We start from the raw sequence: 19,062 nt of genomic DNA, 5'->3' as shown, positions 1-19,062 counted from the left end.
GATGGGGGAAACGGTGCCGATCGGACTTGCGGGTGGGGTGGAGAACTTCGTCGACCGGGTGGAGCACCTGGCGGAGCTGCGTGAACTGCTCGACGACGTGACAGCGGGCGGCGGGGGCCGGGCGCTCGTCATCGACGGGGTGACCGGCATGGGCAAGTCGACGCTCCTGCGGCGGTTCGTTTCCGAGACAGAGCAGGTGCGGCCTCCGGGCGCGTGCCGGGTCGTTCTGGTGCGGTGCCAGCCGGTGATCGGGTCGGGCCTCTCGTACGGTCTGGCGATCGATCTCCTCCAGTCGCTGGGGAAGGTCCGGAGTCCCCATCCCGGCGGCTTGTTCCGCAAGGCAGGCATCATCGCTGCGCGAGGCGCGGTGGCCGCCGCACCTGAGGCGCTGTCGGCCCTGGTGCCAGGGCTGGGCGCGGTCTTCACCCTGGGCGCAGAGGTCACGAAGGCGTCGCTGGCCGCCGGGTCCATCCCGGCTGACAGCCTGCAGCCCTTCCAGCACGCGGCGGCGGAACGGATCGTCGACGCCGTGCTGGATGCGGTGCGCTCAGGGCCACCGGTGGTGCTGCTCGTGGATGACGTGCAGGACTGTGACCTCAGCAGCCTCCTGGTCCTCGAACGACTCCTGCGCCGGCTCTCGGACCGGCCGCTCGCCGTGGTCCTGAGTCACTGCTCCGACGGTGTGCGCTCAAGCTCCGCCGGATCGCCGGTCGAACCGCTCATCCGGGCCTGGGCGCGCGAAGGCCTCGTCCGGCGTCGGACGATGGGCGGGCTGCCGCGTGACGCCGTCGACGACCTCGTCCGCCTCGTGCGGGACGACGCGACCCCAGACCTCGGGGCAGAGCTTCACGAGCTGACATCGGGTCACGCTGTGTTCCTCAGCCTGTGCCTTGCGGAGTGGGACCCGGCCCGGCGCGGCATCGTCCTCCCCGAAGACCTCCGCCACCTGGCGGACGACCGCCTGGACCGCCTTCGCGACGACGAACGTGACCTCGTACTGATCGCCGCGGCGCAGGGCGAAGCCTTCCTCTCCCGGCACGTCGCGGACGTGAAGGGCGTGCCGCACGACGACGTCGCGGACACCCTCGCGCGCGTAGCCCGGGCGGGCACGCTCATCCGGCCGGCCGACGACGAGCCGCCGGGCTGGGTCGACGCCGACGACCTGCGTGGGGCGGACTGCTACCGGTTCGAGCACCGCGCCCTGTGGCAGATGGTGTACGAGCAGCTCAGCCCCCACCAGAGGCGGTCCCGGCACGCCGGATTTGCCCGAGCGCTGACCTACAGGCCCCTGCGCGAGATGCCGCTACCGCGCCGTCTGGAGATCGCCCGTCACCTGCGCCTCGCCGGCCCCGACTTCGCAGCAGAGACGGCCCAGGCCCACTACGACCTCGCGGTCGACGCCGCCACCGGCGGACAGGTGGGCGAGGTCGCCCTCAGCGGCTTGTCCCTCAGCGAGGCGGAGCAGCACTGCTTGGAGGCCATCACCGCGATCCGCAGGCTCCCCGCAGGCGACGAGAGCCGGGACCGCCGGTTGATCGAGGCCGCCGAGCTCCTCCTGTCCCTGACCGAGGTGCGCTGGCGCGGTCGTCACCTCGACGCCGCAGGACTGGACATCGACGCGCTCGCCGCCGAGGCGGAGTCCGCCGCCGCACGGTGCGGTGACGCGAGCCTGCGGATCCGGACGACCCTGCTGCGCGGCAAGACCCTCCTCGCCACCTCGGGCCTGACCCCGTCCCTGGAGAAGCTCGGGGAAGCCGTGCTGATGGCGGAGGAGCACGGCGACCCGGTCGCGTTGTTCGTGGCGCGCGTGGAGTACGGACGTCAGCTGTCGAAGCGCCGTCTCGCCGACGGCCACGCCCAGCTCCGCGAGGCAGAGGCAATCTACGAAAATGCCCGCCTGGCTGAGCACGATGGCCCCCTCGTCCGGCATGCGCGGAACCTCGGTGAGATGCAGCTCGGGATCAGCCTCTACGACACCGGCGACTTGGGAGAGGCGCTCGCCCGGCTCCGCCGGTGCGTCGAGCGGCTGCACGACGAGCCGTTGCAGGCCGAGCTGCCGATCGCGCTCAACTACTACGCGCAGGTGCTCGCCAGCCTGGGTTCCTACCAGGAGGCCGAGGCGGTGCTGCGTGAGGCCGTGGCTATCGAGACGGCACGCGGTGGTGAGAGCGGCTGGCGCGCGTACAACAAGGCGATGCTGGCGCGTCTGCTCGCCGAGAACGGCACCGCACAGGAGGCGCTCGAGCTCGTCGCCGACGCGTGGGCCGAGACTGAGCGGACCTGGCTCGCGAACCTCGTTCCCATCGTCCGCAACCTCTACGCCGAGACCCTCCTCCTGGCGGCAGCCGGATCCGACGAGCTGCTGCTACAGGCGGACCGGCTGGCGGTGGCCACGATCGCTGAGACGCTCCAGAGCGGCATGGTGCGCAGCGAGATCGCCGCGCACTCGCTGCGGGGCCGCATCCACGCCGAGCGCGGCGACGTGGCCGGGGCGGGGGAGCACGCGCGCACCGCAGTGCGGCTCCTGACCGAGGTCGGCGACATGCCGGCGCTATGGACGGAGGAAGTCCTCTACTACGCGGCTGTGGCGCTCGCCGCGGACGGGGAGGATGACGAGGCCGAACATCTGCTGGCCCGCGCTCGGCGAGAGGTGGCCCGCAAGGCCGCCACCATCCTGGACGACGCGCTGCGCACCCAGTTCCTTACCGACGTGGTGCTCAACGCCGCCATCGGCGGTGCTGGCGGGGGCACACGATGACGGCCCAGGGCCGGTCTCCGCTGGCTGATCCGGGTGGCACACTGAGGCCGACATGCTGAGGATCACGAAGGAGTTCCACTTCTCGGCGAGCCACGTCCTGGACGGGCTGCCGAGCTGGCACCCGTGCGCGCGCATGCACGGGCACAACTACGTCGTCGTCCTCGAGCTGTCGGCACGGCAGGAGGACCTTGTGGGGCCCGGCTTCGTGCGCGACTACCGCGACCTCGACGACTTCAAGAAGTGGGTCGACCACACCCTTGATCACCGTCACCTCAACGAATCGATGGGGGGGGGGGGACCTCCGACGGCCGAGAACTTGTCCACATGGATCTTCGGCCGATGGATCGACAGGTACCCCGACCTCACCGCCGTCCGCGTCTCCGAGACGCCCAAGACCTGGGCTGAGTACCGGCCAGGCCACTAGCTCTGCGCGAGCCGGAGAGCCTTCTCAGTGAAGTAGCTCACTTCGCCGCTGACATCCTCGACCCCGATGACGAACTTGCCAGAGGGAGTAGCCCGGACATCGACGACAACGCCGCGTCCACGTGTAGTGAGTACCTCGGCTCCTGGCGTGAAGATGCTCTCGCTCATACGCCAGATTATTCGGGCGTCAGGCAGCGGGCCGCCACCCCCGTGAGACGGACATGTCTTCCTCATCTCACCGACGAGCGACGTGCATGCTCACCCGCACGGCACCGCAACGGGCTCGGCAACGTGCCGGGTCGATCCCCATGGCCTCAGCCTGTAGGACAGCGCAGCCGGCCTGACAGCGTGCCGCGTCACGCCTCCGCCCGTGCGTCGCCGCACGTCAGCGATGTCGGGCACTCTGGTGTCCCGCCAGCGGCCATGGCCATCATGGCAATTCTGGCTGCGGCCAGCCCCAGGCGGATGGTCTCCGCAAGCTCGTCGGGTGTGATGGTCTCGATGCCGAGCGCCTGGGCCTTGGCCAGCTTGCTGCCCGCGTTGTCTCCGGCGACGAGTAGGTGGGTTCGGGCTGAGACGTTGGAGGACGGGCGTCCGCCCGCGCGGACGATGAGCTCGGTCATCTCGGTGCGTGAGTAGCCGGCGAGGGGGCCGGTCATGGAGCCGGTGACGACGACGGTGAGCCCCGCCAGAGGAAGGTCCACGGCCGGAGGCGTCGGTTCGTCGGGGTCGTCGGTGGTCGGGGGTGTGAAGCCGGGCTGGGTCAGGTTCACGCCCGTTGCGACGAGCTTGTCAATGAGGAGCGCGAGTTCGGCGAGGTCGGCCGCGATCGTGGGGGCCTTCTCGGGCCCGATCCCGTCGACGACCTCGAGATCGGTGATAGTTGCGGCCTGGATTGCGGCCATGGTGCCGAAGTGGGTGGCGAGGCGCAGAGACATGGTCCGTCCCGTGCCGAGGACACCGAGGGCGCAGAAGATGCGGTTGAGCGGGCGAGTCTTGGCGTCCTGGATCGCGGCCAGGAGGTTGTCGGCGCTCTTGTCCGCGAGGCGGTCCAGGCTGAGGAGTTGGTCACGGTTGAGGGTGAACAGGTCCGCGAAGTCGTCGACGAGGCCCTTGTCGACGAGCTGGACGACGATCTTCTCGCCGAGTCCGTCGATGTCGAGCGCGTCGCGGGAGACGGCGTACCGGATAGCCTCGATCTGCCCGCAGGCCCGGCCGCGGGTGCAGCGCCATCGTTCTTGGCGGCGGTCGATGTCCGCGCCGCACCGGGGGCAGGCCTCGGGGAAGACGACGGGTTGCTCGTCGCCGGTACGCAGGGTGCTGACGGCGCCCTCGACGCGAGGGATAACCTCCCCGGCTCGGTAGACGACGACGTGGTCGCCGATCATCAGGCCCCGGCGGGTGATGTCGGCCGGGTTGTGCAGGGTCGCGTAGGTGATCGTGGTGCCCGCGACTTCGACGGGGTCCAGGACGGCCCGGGGCGCGATGACGCCGGTGCGTCCCACGCTCCACTCGACGGCGCGCAGGACGGTGATCTTCTGGACGGCGGGGAACTTGTACGCGGTGGCCCAGTGGGGTGTGCGGGATCCGAAGCCGGCGCGGGCCTGGTCGTCGGGGTCGTCGGCCTTGATGACGGCGCCGTCGAGCTCGAAGTCCAGGTCGGCGCGCAGGGCACCGACCTGGTGGACCCGTTCCAGGGCCTCCTGCAGCGTCGCGCACGCCACCGTGGCGACGGGGGTGCCGGCGGTGGTGCCGAGCCCGAGGGACGCGAGTCTGGCGATGAGCTGGGTGTGGGTGAGCGTCCCCAGGTCGGGTACGTCGGTGTGCTCGGGGACGGTGAGCGCGGCGTACGCGAGGAACGTCTGGGCGATCTGGTAGGCGCGGTCCTTGGCGCGCAAGGAACCGGAGGACGCGTTGCGACGGTTCGCGAAGGCCAGGGCACCGTGCTCGGTCCGTAGCGTGTTCGCGGCCGTGAACTGCGCCTCGGTCATGAGGACCTCGCCACGGACCTCGATCGTGACCGGTTCGGTGAGGGTCAGGGGCAGCCCGACGATGTGGCCGATCGCGTGCGACACGTCCTCCCCGGTGGTGCCGTTGCCGCGGGTGACGAGCTGGACGAGGCGACCGTCGCGGTAGCGGGCGGCGAGGGCGACGCCGTCGAGCTTCGGCTCGACGGCCCACCCGGCCACGGGCGCCCCGCCGAGACGTCTTTCCACGGAGGCGGCCCAGGTGGTGAGGTCGTCGTCGGAGAACACGTTGCCCAGGCTGAGCATCGCGACGGTGTGCGGGACGTCCCCGAGGGTGACGCCCGCGGCGACTTGACGGGACGGAGACTCGGGTGCCGCGTGGTCGGGGTGGGCCGTCTCCCAGGCGACGATGCTGCGCAGCAGGCGGTCGTAGGTCTCGTCGTCGAGGTCCGGCTCACCGGTGCCGTAGTAGGCGTCGGCGGCCCGGCGGGCTCGTGCGACGGCGTCGAGGTAGGCGGTCTCGTCCAGGAGACTGTCGGCGGTGTGCGCGGGGTTCGTCGTCACGTCATCCATTGTGGCGACCACCACTGACAACGGCCGCCCGGTCGGACAGTCCGAGCGCCTGGTAGAAGGTGTCGTTCGCGAAGCGTCGGTCGGGGTCGAACCGGTCGACGGCGGTCCGGAACTCTGCGAAGCCGTTCGTGGGGGCGGGGAGCAGGTCGGGGCTGAGGTATTTGCCCCAGTGCGGCCACCCGCCGAGGGTGTGCAGGAGGCGCTGGATGTCGTCGAATAGTGGGCGGGCGGTGGTCAGGTGCCCGTCGGTGGTCATATACGCCACGAACCCGAAGTACGTCACAGGCCCGTTGTGCGCTGGGCTCAGGTGACCTCGGGCCGGGCCGGTGGAGCGCAGGATGACCGGGTAGTGCAGCTTCGTCGCCGAGGAGCGCAGCAGTTCGTTGAGCCTCGCGTACGCGGCGGGGACAGCGTCGAGGGGGACAGCGATCTCCATGTTGAGCTGCGGGGCAGGGATGCCGTTGTGGAAGATCTCCTGGAGCGTCCCGCGCGTGTCGGTCGCGGCGAGGAACTTCTCGAGGGTCCGGGCGGCCGGGGTCTGGCCGCCCCCGTCGCCGATGTCCGTCATGAGCTGGCTGCGGGTGCGCGCCACGACGCGGTCCAGGTCGCCAGAGTCGCCACACACTGACGCTGGCCGGGCCCAGGAGCCGTCGTGCGCAACCCAGGTGTGTGCGACGTCGTGCTCGGTGAACCACCAGCTCTTCGCGGCGACCGAGTCGCGACTCCAGGTGGCGTAGTGCTCCGGCAGAGCGTCCGCGGGAGCGGTGAACCGCGTGCAGTCGACGTCGGTCCGTGGCCGTCCCTGGAGCTCGACGGCGACGACGACGCCGAGGCAGCCAAGGTTCAGGACGGCGGCGTCGAAACCGTCGTCATCGGGCGTGAGCCAATGCCGGGTGCCGGTGCCGTCCACGAGGTCGATCCCGGTGACCGCGTCGGAGAACGTCCCACCGGCCAGGCCTTGTGCGTGGGTGCCGGTCGCCAGGGCTCCGGCGACCGTCTGTCGGGTGATGACCGGCGGGCACGCGGCCGGCTCCAGGCCGTGATCGGCGAACACGCGCCACACGTCGGTGAGCAGGGTGTCCCCGGTGACGAGGAGGCGGTCCCCGCGCACCTCGCCGACGCCTCGGCCGGGAAGGTCGAGGACGATCCCGTGGGTGCCGTCCGGGCAACGAAGCTGCATGGGGTAGGTGAACCGGGAACCGAGCGCCCGCAACGGAACCTTGGTTCCTGCCAACAGCGCTTCGATCTGGTCCACGGAGGTGACGGACGTCCAGGCGTCCTCGGCGGCGATCGTGACGTTGCCGTTCCAGTTGGTGAGGGTCATCGAGGCCTCCTCAGGTCTCCAGGCGCGGGCGCGACGGTCAGGCGGGACCGAACATGTGCTGGACGGGCGGGTGCGGGTGGGGGCACGACAGGAAGCCGGTGCCGAAGCAGCAGGCGCGCTCCGTCGTCCACGTGGTCAGGTCGGTGGTCGGGCGCCCGAGGAGGGTCTCGGCGGTCCGCGTCGCCGAAGCGTCACCGTAGGTCCCGATCCGCTCCCACAGCCCGAGGACCTGGGCCGCGGCCTCGGGGCGCATCCCGTACCGAGCCAGGCTCGTGATGAAGTGCTCGGCGCTCTGTCGGGCGAACGTGACCTGCCGCCCGCAGACATCGCTGAGCGCCTCTGCCCACTGCCCGCAGGTCGCCTGGGCGGCGTGGCTCATCAGGGCACCGCTCAGGTCGACCGACCCGGGGTCGAGGATCTTGCGGCAGAACAGCTCGGCCGCGTCGTCGCAGGTGATGTAGGAGAACGGGACATCAGCGCCGATGGGGAACGTGAACGTCCCGTTCTGGGCGATCGACTGGCACTGGTAGAGGAGGTTCTCCAGGAACATCGGCAGGCGCACGAGGTCGAAGGCGATCCCCGATGCGACCAGGAGCGATTCCAGCGTTGCCGCCTCGTCGGCCATCGCGCACTGCCCGGGTGCGAACTGGATCCCGAGGCAGACGATCTGCCGCACCCCGGCCCGCTGCGCGGCCCGCAGGTACAGGCCGCCGATCTCGACGCGCCGGTCGATCGGCGGGACCATCAGCATCGTGTCGGTCCCGGCCAGCGCCGCGACCAACGACCTCGGGTCGGCCAGGTCCCAGTCCCGCAGCTGGACGTCGACGTCACGCACGGCCCGCCCTGCGGCCTGTGCCTCGGGGATCGCCAGGCGCAGCGTCAGGTCCGGGGCCGCGACCGCGAGGCGGCGCAGCGTGTAGTGGCCGACCTTGAAGAAGTTCCGGGTCGCGCCGAGCACGGTGACCACGCGCGTCGAGGCCGCGGCCGAGTCAGGGCGAGTCGTGCCGGGTGAGGTCGTCATGAGTGGCTGCTCTCTGTCGGGGCCTGGTGAGGCGCGGTGGTCAGGGCGGTGCGCAGGCGCTCGGCGACCTCGTTCGCACGCGAGGGGTCCGCCAGTCGGGGGAACACGACGATCGAGTCGCCGTCGTAGCGAGGCACGACGTGGACGTGGAAGTGGAAGACCGTCTGGTCGGCTGCCCGACCCGAGGCGTGCACGAGGTTGATGCCCGAGGCCGCGCACGAGTCGCGCAGCGCGTCCGCGACCCGCTTGGCGGCGGCCATGACCTGGCCGAACACCTCGTCGGGGATGTCGAACAGGTCCACGACGTGCTGCTTCGGCACAACCAAGACGTGCCCGTAGGTCGCCGGGAGCCGGTCCAGAAAGCAGACCGTCTCGTCGGTCTCGGCCACGATGTGCGCCTCGGCGTCGCCTCGGACGATCGCGCAGAACGGGCATGGTTCGGCCAGGTCGGCATGGACGTGACCCGGAGGCCGGGACAGCCATCGAGGATCGAGGTGCGTGGGCATACGTGTCCTCCAGGGACGGGCTGAGGGTGGGAGGGTGCGGGTCGGAGTCGCCGGGGTGACGGCTCCGACCCGCTGGTCCCGCCGTCGTCGGCGGGGTTCACGACCGGGAACTCGGGGGAAGGGGCGGTCCGGGTCGTGGGCCGGGGAGTCAGGGGCGCCAGAGGGGCAGCTCGTACGACGACGGCGCGTCCGTCAGGGTGGTGCGGCGCCACCTCGCTCGTGGGGCGTCCTCCGCGACTGGGAAGGCGAGCCCGGCGGCTCGGGCGGCCACTTCGAGGCCGCGCATGGTGGCGCCGGTCCCGGCGGGGACGGGCGCGTGGACGCGCCATTCGCCGTCGTCGAGCAGCCACGCGGTCACGCTCGACAGGGCGGGGCCGGTGCCGTGCCACGCCCGGAGCGTGACGGTGGACGGGGCCGCCGCCACGGTGGCGGCGAGCTGCGCGGCCAGGGGCGACAGGTTCGGGTCGAGCGCGGCCTCCGGGACGAGGGAACGCAGCACCGTCGCGGCGCCGTCATCGTGCAGGGTGCCGGTGGTCTCGGTGGCCGCGTGCCGCACCCGGGCCGGCGCGTGGGCCATCGCGACGCCACGGGCCGCCCACCTGAGCATGGCCTCGTCGTTCACGTCGTCGCCCACCGCGACCGTAGAGCCCGACGGCACGTCGAGGCGCCGTCGGACCTCCTCCAACGTCGTCGCCTTCGAGACCCCAAGCTTCACCACGTCGACCCAGTCGGAGCCCGCCGGGGTCACCGTGACGCCCGTCGCGGCAAGGGCGTCGACGAACCGGCGGATCCCCGGCCCGAGAAGTGCCACCCTCGTGGCGGGCGTCGCACAGAGGTCGGCCACGGAGGTGATGGTCTGGGCACCGTTGAGGATGCCGTCCGGGAGACGGCGCGACACGCGCCACCCGACGCCGACATCTTCGACGGCGACCACAACCCCACCGAGGAGCTCCTGCGAGCGGCGGATCACTGGGCGAGGGGCGAACAGGTGTGCTTCCTCGGCGATGTACCCGCCAGGCGCGGTGGGGTCGAGTCGGACCAGGTGGGCGCCGTTGGAGGCCACGGCCCACCCGTCGGTCAGGCTCAGGGTTCGGGCGGCGGTCAGGAGCCCGACGAGAGAGCGGCCGGTCGCGGGGACCAGGTGGTGGCCTGCGGCGTGAGCCAGCGCTGCGGCGTCGTGCACCGCCTTCGTCGCGTGGCCTGCCTTGTTCAGGAGTGTGCCGTCGATGTCGAGCGCGACCAGACTGCGGGTTGCGACGGCGGTGCGGGCGCTCACGCTTCCGTCTCCCTCGCGTGCCCGACGACGACGCACGCCGCCCCCAGCGGAGCGAGCGCGTCGGTGATCCCCTCGCGAACCTCGGCGAGCACAACCCCAGCGGGTATCAGGACCAGCTGCGCCTCGTGGAGCCGGGCGGTCTCGGCGACCTGGGAGATCGTGATGGTGTCGTGGTCGTCGGTCACGATCTGCGCGAGTGCGATGCCCTCGGTGCGGGCGTACTCCTCGATCGCCTCGCACTGACGGAACGCGGCGTCGGGCGTGGTCGCGACGGTATAGCCGACGGCGACGGGGGCGGGCGCGTTCACGGCGTCACCGCCCTGGTGGTCTGGTTGGTGCTCATCGTGTCCCCCTCATCGGCGTGGGCGCCTATGCCGGCCCTCGGTCGTGGTGGTGACAAGCACATCGCAGGCGACAGGGCGTCAACACGGCTCCCGGGCGGCGTCTCCGCCGCGGACCTGCTGCGGAAAGGCCGCATGCGGAATGTCGCCTCTGGGCGGGCTGACGCGTGCGGCTATCGTGGGCAGCGGACGCCGACCTGACGGGAGACACCCTGATGTCACGCAGATCGAGGCTCGCGGACGCTCGCAGGTCAGCCGGGTACAGCCAAGAAGCCCTCGCCGAGCAGCTCGGCATCGATCGCACCACCGTGCAGCGGTGGGAGTCCGGCGCGTCCACCCCGCAGCCCTTCCAGCGGGCCAACCTGGCCGCGGTGCTCAGGCTGACGACCGAAGACCTCGAAACGACCCTGGGACTCACCCCCACGGCCCTGCCGATGCTCTTGGGCGCCGGGGCGTCGCCCCTGGTCCCGATGCGGTCGACCGCGTGGGACCGCCCGGCACAGCAGGGCGACGTCCTGGGTCTGCTCGACGCGGCGCGACCGTTGGTCGACCACACGCTGGCCGCGACGACGCTCTCGTCTCGGCGTCTGGATCTGATCGAGGAACGGATCGCCGAGCACCTGGTGACTTACACGCGCACCCCGCCGGCGACGATGCTGTCGGTGCTCGCGTCGGACATCGTGGAGATCCAGGAGATCGCCGCCGTGCGACAGCCCGCCATGGTTCAGGCCAAGCTCTCCGAAGCCCAGGCGATCCTGGCCCTGCTGACCGCCGACGCTCTGATGAGGCTCGGTGAGGTTCGGCGGTCGCGCTACTGGTACGGCACCGCCCGTCTCGCCTCGGACGACACCGGGAACCTGCACCTCCAGGCCCGGGTCCGGGCGCAAGAGGCGATGCTGCCGTACTACTACGGCCCCATCGAGCAGGCCGTCGAGCTCGCCCGCAGCGCCCAGGCCCTGCTGCCTGGTGTCGCGTCCGAGACGACGGCGCTGGCCGCCGCCGCCGAAGGCAGAGCCCTCGCGCGGTTGGGCGACGCCCGGGGCGCCGAGCGTGCGATGGATACCGCGCAGCGGTACGTCGACCAGGCCGGCTCCCTCGGGTCGCCCGACGCCGCGTTCCAGTTCAACCACAAGCGCCTCCTGCTGTACCTGTCGGGCACCCTCACGTACCTGGACCAGCCCGCGCGGGCGCGCCGAGTGCAGGATGAAGCTCTCGCGCTGTATGCGGCGCAGCCCGACCTCGTCGTCGACCCGGCCCTGATCCGCCTCGACCAGGCGGTCTGCCTGGCACTGTCGGGACACGCCGACGAGTCGTGCCAGCTGGCAATGGACATCGTCACCGGCCTGCCGGTCGAGTACCGGACGCGTGTGGTGCTCGCCAAGACCCACGACGTCGTCCGCGCCCTTCCCGACGGCGCACCCCAACGCCCCCGAGCCGAGCTCACCGAGCTCATCGCCACCCCGACCTAAGGCCCCCAGTGACCACAAGCCCGCACCGCACAGCGCTCCCCCACGCGCCCGAGGTCACCGGTCTGATCGCCGAGGCCGCCGCCCGGTTGTCGGGCTTGGACCCGGACGGCATGATCCTGGTCCGCCACCAGACCAGCGGCGTCTACCGCCTGAACACGGCACCGGTCATCATCAAGGTCGCCCCACCCGGTGAGCACCATCTCGCCGACGTCGTCGCGCTCGTGGCCTGGTTGCAGAAGCACGGCGTGCCGACCGTCGAGCTGTGGGGCGACCCGGCGGACCAGCCGCTGCACATCGACGACCGCGTCGTGACCTTGTGGCGCTACCTGCCCCAGGAGCGCGCCGTCCGCGCCCCCGACATCGCCGAGTCGCTCCTCGCGCTCCACGACGCCCCGGTGCCCCCGTCCGGGCTGCGTCGCCTCGACGCGTTCGGTCCGATCAGGCGCTCCATCGCCAGCAGCCCGCTCCTGACGGACGACGACCGCGACCTGCTCAAGCGCTTGTGCGACAGGCTCGCGCAGGACGAAGCGATCCTCACGGCAGGTGTCGCGACGGGGCTCATCCACGGCGACGCCCAGCACCGCAACACCCTCCTCGACCCGGCAACCGGCCGGGCAGTCCTGTCCGACTGGGACTCCGCCGTCCTCGGCCCACGCGAGTGGGACCTGACCACCATCGAGGTCCACTGCCGACGCTTCGCCCACCCACCAGCCGAGTACGACCAGTTCTGCCACCGCTACGGCCGAGACGTCCGCGACTGGGCGGGCTACCCATGGCTGCGCGAGGTGCGTGAGCTGCGCATGATCACCTCCAATGCCCGCAAGTCCCCACCTGGGTCGCCTGCGGCGGCCGAGGTAAGACGTCGCATCGACGACCTTCGCGACGGCCGTGAGTCGACCTGGAACATCCTGTAGATGTCGTCGTCCGAGAACGGCGGAGCGGGACGGCGCTGAGCGTGGGGGGAGGGCGGCGCCGGGGGTCGGCACGATGCGCCTTCTCCGTCTCCCGTGTCTCATCTTCGACGCCCACCTCCACTACCCACTCCTCCATCCACCCTTCCACCCCTACCATCACTACAACCCACCTAATCCACCCAATTCGTCCATTCCACCTCATCATCACATCCCACCCAGCCCACCCATCACCTCCACCACACACCTCTTCCATCGTGGCCACCCGAGCGCCCGCCGTGCCCGTGTGGGGCGTGACGATGAGCATCCACAAGCTTTCTGCCGGGTCGGGGTACGACTACCTGACCCGGCAGGTCGCCGCTGCTGATGCCACGGACCTCGACATGCCGCTCGCGGACTACTACGCGGCCAAGGGCGAGGCCCCGGGCCGGTGGGTGGGATCTGGCCTGGGGGACCTGGACGGCCTCGAACCGGGCGACGTCGTCACGGCCGAGCAGATGGCGAACCTGTTCGGCGACGGTCTACACCCGCTGTCCACCGACGAGAACCCGCTGAGGCTGGGGGCTGCGTTCCGGACGTTCTCAAACGACCGCGCCAAGGAGTTCGCCGAGCAGATCGTCCAGCGGATGGAGGAAGCGAACCGCGCGGCAGGTCTGCCGGCGAAGGCGGCGGTGGACCGGGCGACGGTGTCGCGAATCCGGTCGCAGGTCGCCGCGGAGTTCTTCGCCGCCGACCACGGCCGATCTCCGAGGGATGCGCGGGAGCTGGCGGGGGCGGTGGCCCGGTATGCGCGGTTCCGCACGGGGGTGGCCGGGTTCGACCTGACGTTCTCCCCGGTCAAGTCCGTCTCGGCGCTGTGGGCGGTGGCGCCGATGCCCGTGGCCCGGCGGATCGAGACCGCCCACGACAAGGCCGTCGCCAAGGCGCTGGCGTTCCTGGAGGCGCACGCGATCTACACCCGCGAGGGTGCGAACGGCGCCCGGCAGGTCGAGACGGGCGGACTGGTCGGCGCGGCGTTCACCCACCGTGACTCGCGGGCCGGCGATCCCGACCTGCACACCCACGTCGCGGTGGCGAACAAGGTCCGCACGACCGGCGGCAAGTGGCTGGCCATCTACGGGCACGTGCTGTACGAGCACGTCGTTGCCGCCTCGGAGGTCTACAACACGGCCCTGGAGCGGCACCTCGCAGACGACCTGGGCCTGGAGTTCGCCGAGCGTCCCGCCGAGCCCGGGAAGCGGGCGGTGCGCGAAGTCATCGGCGTGGACGAGCAGTTGTGCCGGGCATGGTCCGCCCGGCGGGCGGACATCCTGGCCAGGCAGGGTGAGCTGACCACCGAGTTCCAGGCGACGCACGGGCGCCCCCCGACCAAGACCGAGGCGATCGGGTTGGCGCAGCAGGCGAACCTGGAGACACGCGAGGCCAAGCACGAGCCCCGCTCCCTGGCCGAGCAGCGCGCCACCTGGCGGGCCCAGGGCGACGCCGTCCTGGGGGCTGGCGGTGTGGAGGCGATGGTCAACGCCGCCGGCGGACGCACGCCGGCCGCGCGGTCAGGCGAGGTGACGGCCGGATGGGTGCAGGAGGTTGCGGCTCGTGTCGTGGCCGAGGTCGAGGCGCGGGCAGCGGCCTGGCAGGACTGGCACCTGCAAGCCGAGGCGCTGCGCCAGGTCCGCGCCGCCGCCACTGGCGTGAACCTACCGGCCGGGGACCTGGGGGCGGTGACCCGCGTGGTGGTCGACGCCGCCCGGTCCCGGTGCGTGAACCTCACCCCCGACCTGGACGACATCAGCGAGCCGGAGGTGCTGCGCCGTTCGGACGGGATCAGCGTCTACCGGCACACCGGCGCCGACCGGTACACCACCACGAGGGTCCTGGACGCAGAGCAGCGGATCCTCGCCTCCGCCGGACGGCGTGACGGGGCCAGGGTCGATGAGCGGGACGTGGACCTCGTCCTGCTGGAGGCCCACGCGAACGGCCAGGGTCTGAACGACGGTCAGAGGCGCCTGGTCACCGCGCTCGCGACCTCCGGTTCCCGGGTGCAGGTCGCCCTCGCCCCGGCCGGGACGGGCAAGACGACCGCGATGCGGGCCCTGGCCCGTGCCTGGACCCAGGCCGGGGGCCGGGCCCGGACTGGCGGGAACGTGATCGGCCTCGCCCCGTCGGCCACCGCCGCAGCCGAGCTGCGCGAGGCGACAGGGATGCCGTGCGACACGCTCGCCAAGCTCGTCCACGAGCTCGACAACCCGAGGCTGGCGGGGGTGGCGCCGTCGTGGGCCGCCGCCATAGGGCCGGAAGCCCTGGTCCTGATCGACGAAGCCGGGATGGCCGACACCCTGACCCTGGACCGCGTCATCGCCTACGTCCTCGACCGCGGGGCGTCGGTGCGGCTGGTCGGGGACGACCAGCAGCTGGCCGCGATCGGCGCCGGAGGCATCCTGCGCGACCTGACCCGAGGCCACCACGCGGCTCGCCTGGACGTCCCGGTCCGGTTCACCGACCCCGCCGAGGCCCAAGCGTCCCTGCGGCTGCGCGAAGGGGACCCCGCAGCCCTGGGGTTCTACCTCGACAACGACCGCATCCACCCCGTCGACCCCGCCACCGCAGCCGACACCGTCTACCGCGCCTGGGCCACCGACCGGGCGGCCGGGCTCGACTCGATCATGCTCGCCCCGACCCGCGACCTGGTGACCGACCTCAACCAGCGCGCCCAGGCCGACCGGCTCGCCGTCGCCGATGGGCCTGACGGCGGGGGTGTGTGGCTGGCGGACGGGTGCACCGCCCACGCGGGGGACGTGGTCCTGACCCGGCGCAACGACCGCCGACTGCGCGTCTCGGCCACGGACTGGGTCAAGAACGGCGACCGGTGGACCGTCACCGCCGTCGCCCGCGACGGGGCGCTGACCGTCCGCCGCCAGGCCAGCGGGCTGACCACCCTGCTCCCGGCCGGGTACGTCGGTGAGCATGTCCAGCTTGGGTACGCCGCGACCGTCCACGCCGCCCAGGGCGCCACCTGCGACACTCTGCACGGCATCCTGACCGGCACCGAGACCCGCCAGATCGCCTACACGATGCTCTCCCGCGCCCGGCACGCGAACCACGTCTACATCACCACCGCCGTCCCCGACGCCGAGCTGGCCGGGGACGTGCACGTGCCGTCCTTGTTCGACCTGGACGCCACCCGTACCGCGACCGAAACCTTGGAAGAGGTCCTGGGCCGCGACGGGTCCGCAGTCTCGGCGACCACGACGTCGTTCGACGCCACCGCGCCAGCGACCCGGCTGCACCAGGCCGCGACCCGCTACGAGGATGCCGTCCACGCTGCGGCCGAGCACGCCGTCGGCCCGGACCGTGCCGCCGCCATCGAACGCCACGCCGCACACCTCCTACCCGGTCTGACCGACGAGCCGGCCTGGCCTGCCCTGCACGCCCGGCTCCTGCTCGCCGAGGCCGACGGCAACGAGGCCACCAGCCTCCTGAGCACCGCGATCCACGAGCGTGAGCTCGTCAGCGCCGACGATCCCGCAGCCGTCCTTGCCTGGCGCATCGACCGCCTCGCCCCCACCGCTCGAGGTGTGCTGCCCTGGCTGCCCGCCGTCCCGCAGCGCCTGGTCGACGACGACGTCTGGGGCAAGTACCTGTCCGCCCGTGCCACAGCAGTGAACGAGCACGCCACCACCGTCATCCGCGACGCCCAGGCGCGCCTCGCCGACGTCGACGAGCGGCCCCGTTGGGCCGACGCCGTCGTGCTGCCCGACGACCTCGCGACCGTTCTGGCGGTCTGGCGCGCGGCCATGGGGGTCCCAGACCACGACCGCCGACCCACCGGACCCGCCCAGACCAGCCCGCCGCTACACGCCTACCAGCGGCACCTGGACCGCGCCGTCGCCTCCTGGCAACCCACTTCCGCAGGACGCCCGTGGATCCGCCTGGCCGTCGCCGCCACGGGACACCACGACGACCACACTGCGAAGTTGGCCGAACACCTCGCCGACCTCCACGCCACCGGCATTAACCCGGTAGCCGCCGTCGAGCACGCCCTGGCACGCGGGCCGCTGCCCGACGACCACCCCACGGCTGCCCTCGACGCACGCCTCACCAGCCTGGAGCAGCACACCCGTCGCCAGGTCGAGCAGCGGCGACTCGCCGAACGACAGCAGGCCGCCCCGTCGGACCACCGTCGCCGGTCCCGCGACATGTCCCACGGGCCTAGCCTGTGAAACACCCGGCGGTTCCCTCCGCCGGGCGCGAACCGCCATGGCCGGAGCCGCCCGCCGCTACGGCAGCAGAGTGAATGCCGGGACGTGAGCAGGACGGACGATCTCGAAGTGCTTGCGGTCGATCGTGGCGACCTGCCGCACGCCAAACCTCTCGGCGACCGCCACGACGAACGCGTCCGCCGTGCCCAGGGGAAGGTTCGCGTACCGCTCCACGAGGTCGGCAGCTCGGCGCGCGTCCGTGTCGTTCACCGACACCACCTCATACACGCCGTCAGCGACGTCGCGAAGGAACCCGGCCTCGGCCGCCGCACCCGCGCGGGACGCCAGCATGTAACCGATCTCGGCGATGAGGGGAGAAGGCAGGAGCAGCGGCCCGGGGTGAGTCTCGAGCAGCTCGACGCACGCCCGATGGTGGTCATCCCTGCGATTCGCTGCTGCGACGATCGGGCCGGTGTCGACGACGATCACGCCGTACGCCGACCGTCCCAGCCCTCGCGGACGATCTCCTTGGCCCGCGCACCCAGGTCCGGCTCATCATCGAACGCGGCAGTCGTGCGGAACCGGCGACGCGACGGCTGCGGCTTGGTAGCGTCCGCCCACAGCTTCTGCAGCAGGTCGACGGCGTCAGCAAGCCGCTCCTCGGGAACCTCGTCCAGGAGCCGGTGCGCCTCATCCCTGACCGTCATGCCGCCAAGTCTAGGCGCCGAGCCTGCCGTCAGGCCATGTCCACCGCACGTTGTCAGGCCGTGGAGTCTCGCCGGGCGTGCTCGGCGATGCGGTCGATCGTCTCGCTCGCCTGGCGGCGGACGGTCCGTGCGGAGCACCTGCGCCGCGCCGCGACGACGTCTGCGACGGCAGGGGTAGTCAGGCCGCCGCGCCCGCGCCGCGCGGGAGCGTCGAGCAGGTTGGCCGTGAGCCCAAGGTCGGTCAGGAGCCGGCGTTCGTCGTGGTCGATGACGCCGCCTGCCTGGGCGTCGTCCAGGACTTCGCGGAGCTCCGCGGCGGCGGCCAGGGCGTCGTTGCGGGTCGGCAGGTGCGGTGGCTCGGGAAGTGCCTCGACGGGGACCGTCGCAGCCCAGGTACGGTCCCGCCGCCGGGCCGGTTCGCCGATGCCGAGGTCTGCCATCGCTGCCCGTCGTGCCGTGGACAGGATCGCCGCCGCGACCTTTCGCGGGCGGCGCCAGTCGAACTCCCGGACCGCCAACCACAACTCTCCCGCGAACACCGCATCCACGTCCGCGGACACGTCGCGCAGCCCGGCGGCGCGCCGGACCGCCCCAGGAAGCAACAGCCAGCACACCACCATCACCGCCGTCTGGTCCCGCATGCCGATCCGGACCAGGGTCGCCAGGCACAGGTCTTGGTCCTCAGGCGAGGCGCAGTCCATCCACGCGCGCAGCCCGTCCAGCCCCTCCACGGCCGGGAGGTCGCTTTCCTGCGACCTCCACACCGGCCAGCGCACGGCGGCACGCCGCATCGTCGGCACGTCCTCGTTCTCGATCCCCAAGCATGCTGCGACGCTCATGGCACCTGCCCCATCCCACCCCGCCGCGGCATTGGCGGGGACGGAGGACAGGTGCGCAGCCGCTGTCAGCCGGGCGCACCACAGCCGGGCAGATATCCGGACAAACCAGGACGGACGGATGGTCAAAAGATCCGATCGGCTATGGACAAACCGGGAAGCCGGTGGCAATTGAGGGCGCGCAAGATCCGAACGGATATCGTCGTCGGATGGACTCGCTGCTCGCTCGCGCGCGCCGCCACCGGGGCATGTCGCAGGCCCTCGTCGCCGTACGCGCCGGCACGTCCCAGCCGACCCTGTCCGCATACGAGCGCGGCATCAAGTCACCCACGCTCGCCGTCGTGGAGCGGATCATGGCCGTCACAGGGCACCGCCTGGACATCGTGCCCGCCGTCGCCTGGACCCGGCACGCCCGGAAGGGCGGCGGAGACTTCTGGGTTCCTGACCGGCTTTGGCGCCTCGAACCCGGCAGAGCGTTCCGCCACATCAACGCCGACCGCGTTCCCGGTCTGCGAGGGACGGGCTCCCTCTCGCTCTTCGACCCGAAGGCACGCCGCCACGTCTACGCGGCGCTCCTCAACCACGGCGGCCGGCACGACATCGCCCGCCACGTCGACGGCGTGCTCCTCATGACCCACTGGGACGACCTCGACCTCGACGACGAAGTCGGCCAGGCGTGGGTACCCGTCGTCACCCGAGCCTTCATCGACGAGTCCGGCTGGCGACCGGCAGGCTGATCACCGCGTGGCCATTC

General features: G+C 71.6%; 16 protein-coding genes. 6 read left to right on the top strand and 10 right to left on the bottom strand.

The window, feature by feature from the left end; translation table 11 throughout:
* The first annotated feature begins 13 nt into the window (after positions 1-13).
* Both L1785_RS09860 and L1785_RS09855 read left to right on the top strand, forming a co-directional pair.
* Positions 14-2,758, top strand: coding sequence for an AAA family ATPase (locus tag L1785_RS09860; protein WP_236089087.1), 2,745 nt, complete (start codon positions 14-16; stop codon positions 2,756-2,758).
* A gap of 52 nt (positions 2,759-2,810) precedes the next feature.
* The gene (locus tag L1785_RS09855) at positions 2,811-3,182 is read left to right on the top strand and encodes a 6-pyruvoyl trahydropterin synthase family protein (RefSeq protein WP_236089086.1); all 372 of its coding nucleotides are present in this window, start codon (positions 2,811-2,813) and stop codon (positions 3,180-3,182) included.
* Here the strand turns inward: L1785_RS09855 and L1785_RS09850 are convergent.
* From L1785_RS09850 to L1785_RS09820, 7 genes are all read right to left on the bottom strand, one after another.
* The gene (locus tag L1785_RS09850; RefSeq protein WP_236089085.1) at positions 3,179-3,349 is read right to left on the bottom strand and encodes a hypothetical protein; all 171 of its coding nucleotides are present in this window, start codon (positions 3,347-3,349) and stop codon (positions 3,179-3,181) included. The genes L1785_RS09855 and L1785_RS09850 overlap by 4 nt on opposite strands.
* Before the next feature lie 188 nt (positions 3,350-3,537).
* A complete protein-coding gene (gene ligA / locus L1785_RS09845; protein ID WP_236089084.1) occupies positions 3,538-5,712 on the bottom strand; it encodes an NAD-dependent DNA ligase LigA in 2,175 nt (724 codons plus the stop codon).
* 1 nt (position 5,713) lies between these two features.
* Positions 5,714-7,045 carry a D-arabinono-1,4-lactone oxidase gene (locus L1785_RS09840; protein WP_236089083.1) on the bottom strand — a complete coding sequence of 444 codons (1,332 nt, stop codon included), beginning with the start codon at positions 7,043-7,045 and terminating at the stop codon, positions 5,714-5,716.
* 37 nt (positions 7,046-7,082) lie between these two features.
* Positions 7,083-8,066: an NmrA family NAD(P)-binding protein gene (locus tag L1785_RS09835; RefSeq protein WP_236089082.1), complete on the bottom strand. Its 984-nt coding sequence runs from the start codon at positions 8,064-8,066 to the stop codon at positions 7,083-7,085.
* Positions 8,063-8,572, bottom strand: coding sequence for an HIT family protein (locus L1785_RS09830; RefSeq protein WP_236089081.1), 510 nt, complete (start codon positions 8,570-8,572; stop codon positions 8,063-8,065). Before L1785_RS09830 ends, L1785_RS09835 begins: the two co-directional genes overlap by 4 nt.
* A 148-nt stretch (positions 8,573-8,720) precedes the next feature.
* A complete protein-coding gene (locus L1785_RS09825) occupies positions 8,721-9,848 on the bottom strand; it encodes an HAD family hydrolase (RefSeq protein ID WP_236089080.1) in 1,128 nt (375 codons plus the stop codon).
* Positions 9,845-10,156: a hypothetical protein gene (locus L1785_RS09820; protein WP_236089079.1), complete on the bottom strand. Its 312-nt coding sequence runs from the start codon at positions 10,154-10,156 to the stop codon at positions 9,845-9,847. Before L1785_RS09820 ends, L1785_RS09825 begins: the two co-directional genes overlap by 4 nt.
* 248 nt (positions 10,157-10,404) lie before the next feature.
* Between L1785_RS09820 and L1785_RS09815 the strand changes: the two genes are divergently transcribed.
* From L1785_RS09815 to mobF, 3 genes are all read left to right on the top strand, one after another.
* The gene (locus L1785_RS09815) at positions 10,405-11,658 is read left to right on the top strand and encodes a helix-turn-helix domain-containing protein (RefSeq protein WP_236089078.1); all 1,254 of its coding nucleotides are present in this window, start codon (positions 10,405-10,407) and stop codon (positions 11,656-11,658) included.
* An 8-nt stretch (positions 11,659-11,666) separates the two neighbouring features.
* Positions 11,667-12,572, top strand: coding sequence for a phosphotransferase enzyme family protein (locus tag L1785_RS09810; protein ID WP_236089077.1), 906 nt, complete (start codon positions 11,667-11,669; stop codon positions 12,570-12,572).
* Between the two features lie 254 nt (positions 12,573-12,826).
* A complete protein-coding gene (gene mobF / locus L1785_RS09805) occupies positions 12,827-16,786 on the top strand; it encodes a MobF family relaxase (RefSeq protein WP_236089076.1) in 3,960 nt (1,319 codons plus the stop codon).
* Positions 16,787-16,843: 57 nt separating this feature from the next.
* On the opposite strand, the gene L1785_RS09800 is transcribed toward mobF, so the two are convergent.
* The 3 genes from L1785_RS09800 to L1785_RS09790 are packed head-to-tail and all read right to left on the bottom strand — an operon-like array spanning position 16,844 to position 18,311.
* Entirely contained in the window at positions 16,844-17,254 is a 411-nt protein-coding gene (locus L1785_RS09800; protein ID WP_236089075.1) for a type II toxin-antitoxin system VapC family toxin, read from the bottom strand.
* On the bottom strand, positions 17,251-17,472 hold the full coding sequence (locus L1785_RS09795; RefSeq protein ID WP_236089074.1) for a hypothetical protein: 222 nt from the start codon (positions 17,470-17,472) through the stop codon (positions 17,251-17,253). Before L1785_RS09795 ends, L1785_RS09800 begins: the two co-directional genes overlap by 4 nt.
* A gap of 53 nt (positions 17,473-17,525) precedes the next feature.
* Complete coding sequence (locus L1785_RS09790) at positions 17,526-18,311, bottom strand: hypothetical protein (protein ID WP_236089073.1); 786 nt, start codon at positions 18,309-18,311, stop codon at positions 17,526-17,528.
* A gap of 206 nt (positions 18,312-18,517) precedes the next feature.
* Here L1785_RS09790 and L1785_RS09785 point away from each other — a divergent pair, with 206 nt between their 5' ends.
* Positions 18,518-19,045, top strand: a complete 528-nt coding sequence (locus tag L1785_RS09785; RefSeq protein WP_236089072.1) for a helix-turn-helix domain-containing protein — start codon at positions 18,518-18,520, stop codon at positions 19,043-19,045.
* The last annotated feature ends 17 nt before the right edge of the window (positions 19,046-19,062 follow it).

The organism is Antribacter soli (assembly GCF_021568775.1).
GTDB lineage: Bacteria > Actinomycetota > Actinomycetes > Actinomycetales > Cellulomonadaceae > Antribacter > Antribacter soli.
The sequence above is the reverse complement of the archived record's forward strand: the minus strand, read 5'-3'. Positions and strand labels throughout refer to the sequence as shown.

Coding starts and splice junctions, on each gene's coding strand:
- L1785_RS09840 (WP_236089083.1), bottom strand. CDS start 7,045: ATGACCCTCACCAACTGGAACGGCAACGTCACGATCGCCGCCGAGGAC.
- L1785_RS09855 (WP_236089086.1), top strand. CDS start 2,811: ATGCTGAGGATCACGAAGGAGTTCCACTTCTCGGCGAGCCACGTCCTG.
- L1785_RS09850 (WP_236089085.1), bottom strand. CDS start 3,349: ATGAGCGAGAGCATCTTCACGCCAGGAGCCGAGGTACTCACTACACGT.
- L1785_RS09830 (WP_236089081.1), bottom strand. CDS start 8,572: ATGCCCACGCACCTCGATCCTCGATGGCTGTCCCGGCCTCCGGGTCAC.
- L1785_RS09785 (WP_236089072.1), top strand. CDS start 18,518: ATGGACTCGCTGCTCGCTCGCGCGCGCCGCCACCGGGGCATGTCGCAG.
- L1785_RS09790 (WP_236089073.1), bottom strand. CDS start 18,311: ATGAGCGTCGCAGCATGCTTGGGGATCGAGAACGAGGACGTGCCGACG.
- L1785_RS09795 (WP_236089074.1), bottom strand. CDS start 17,472: ATGACGGTCAGGGATGAGGCGCACCGGCTCCTGGACGAGGTTCCCGAG.
- L1785_RS09815 (WP_236089078.1), top strand. CDS start 10,405: ATGTCACGCAGATCGAGGCTCGCGGACGCTCGCAGGTCAGCCGGGTAC.
- L1785_RS09835 (WP_236089082.1), bottom strand. CDS start 8,066: ATGACGACCTCACCCGGCACGACTCGCCCTGACTCGGCCGCGGCCTCG.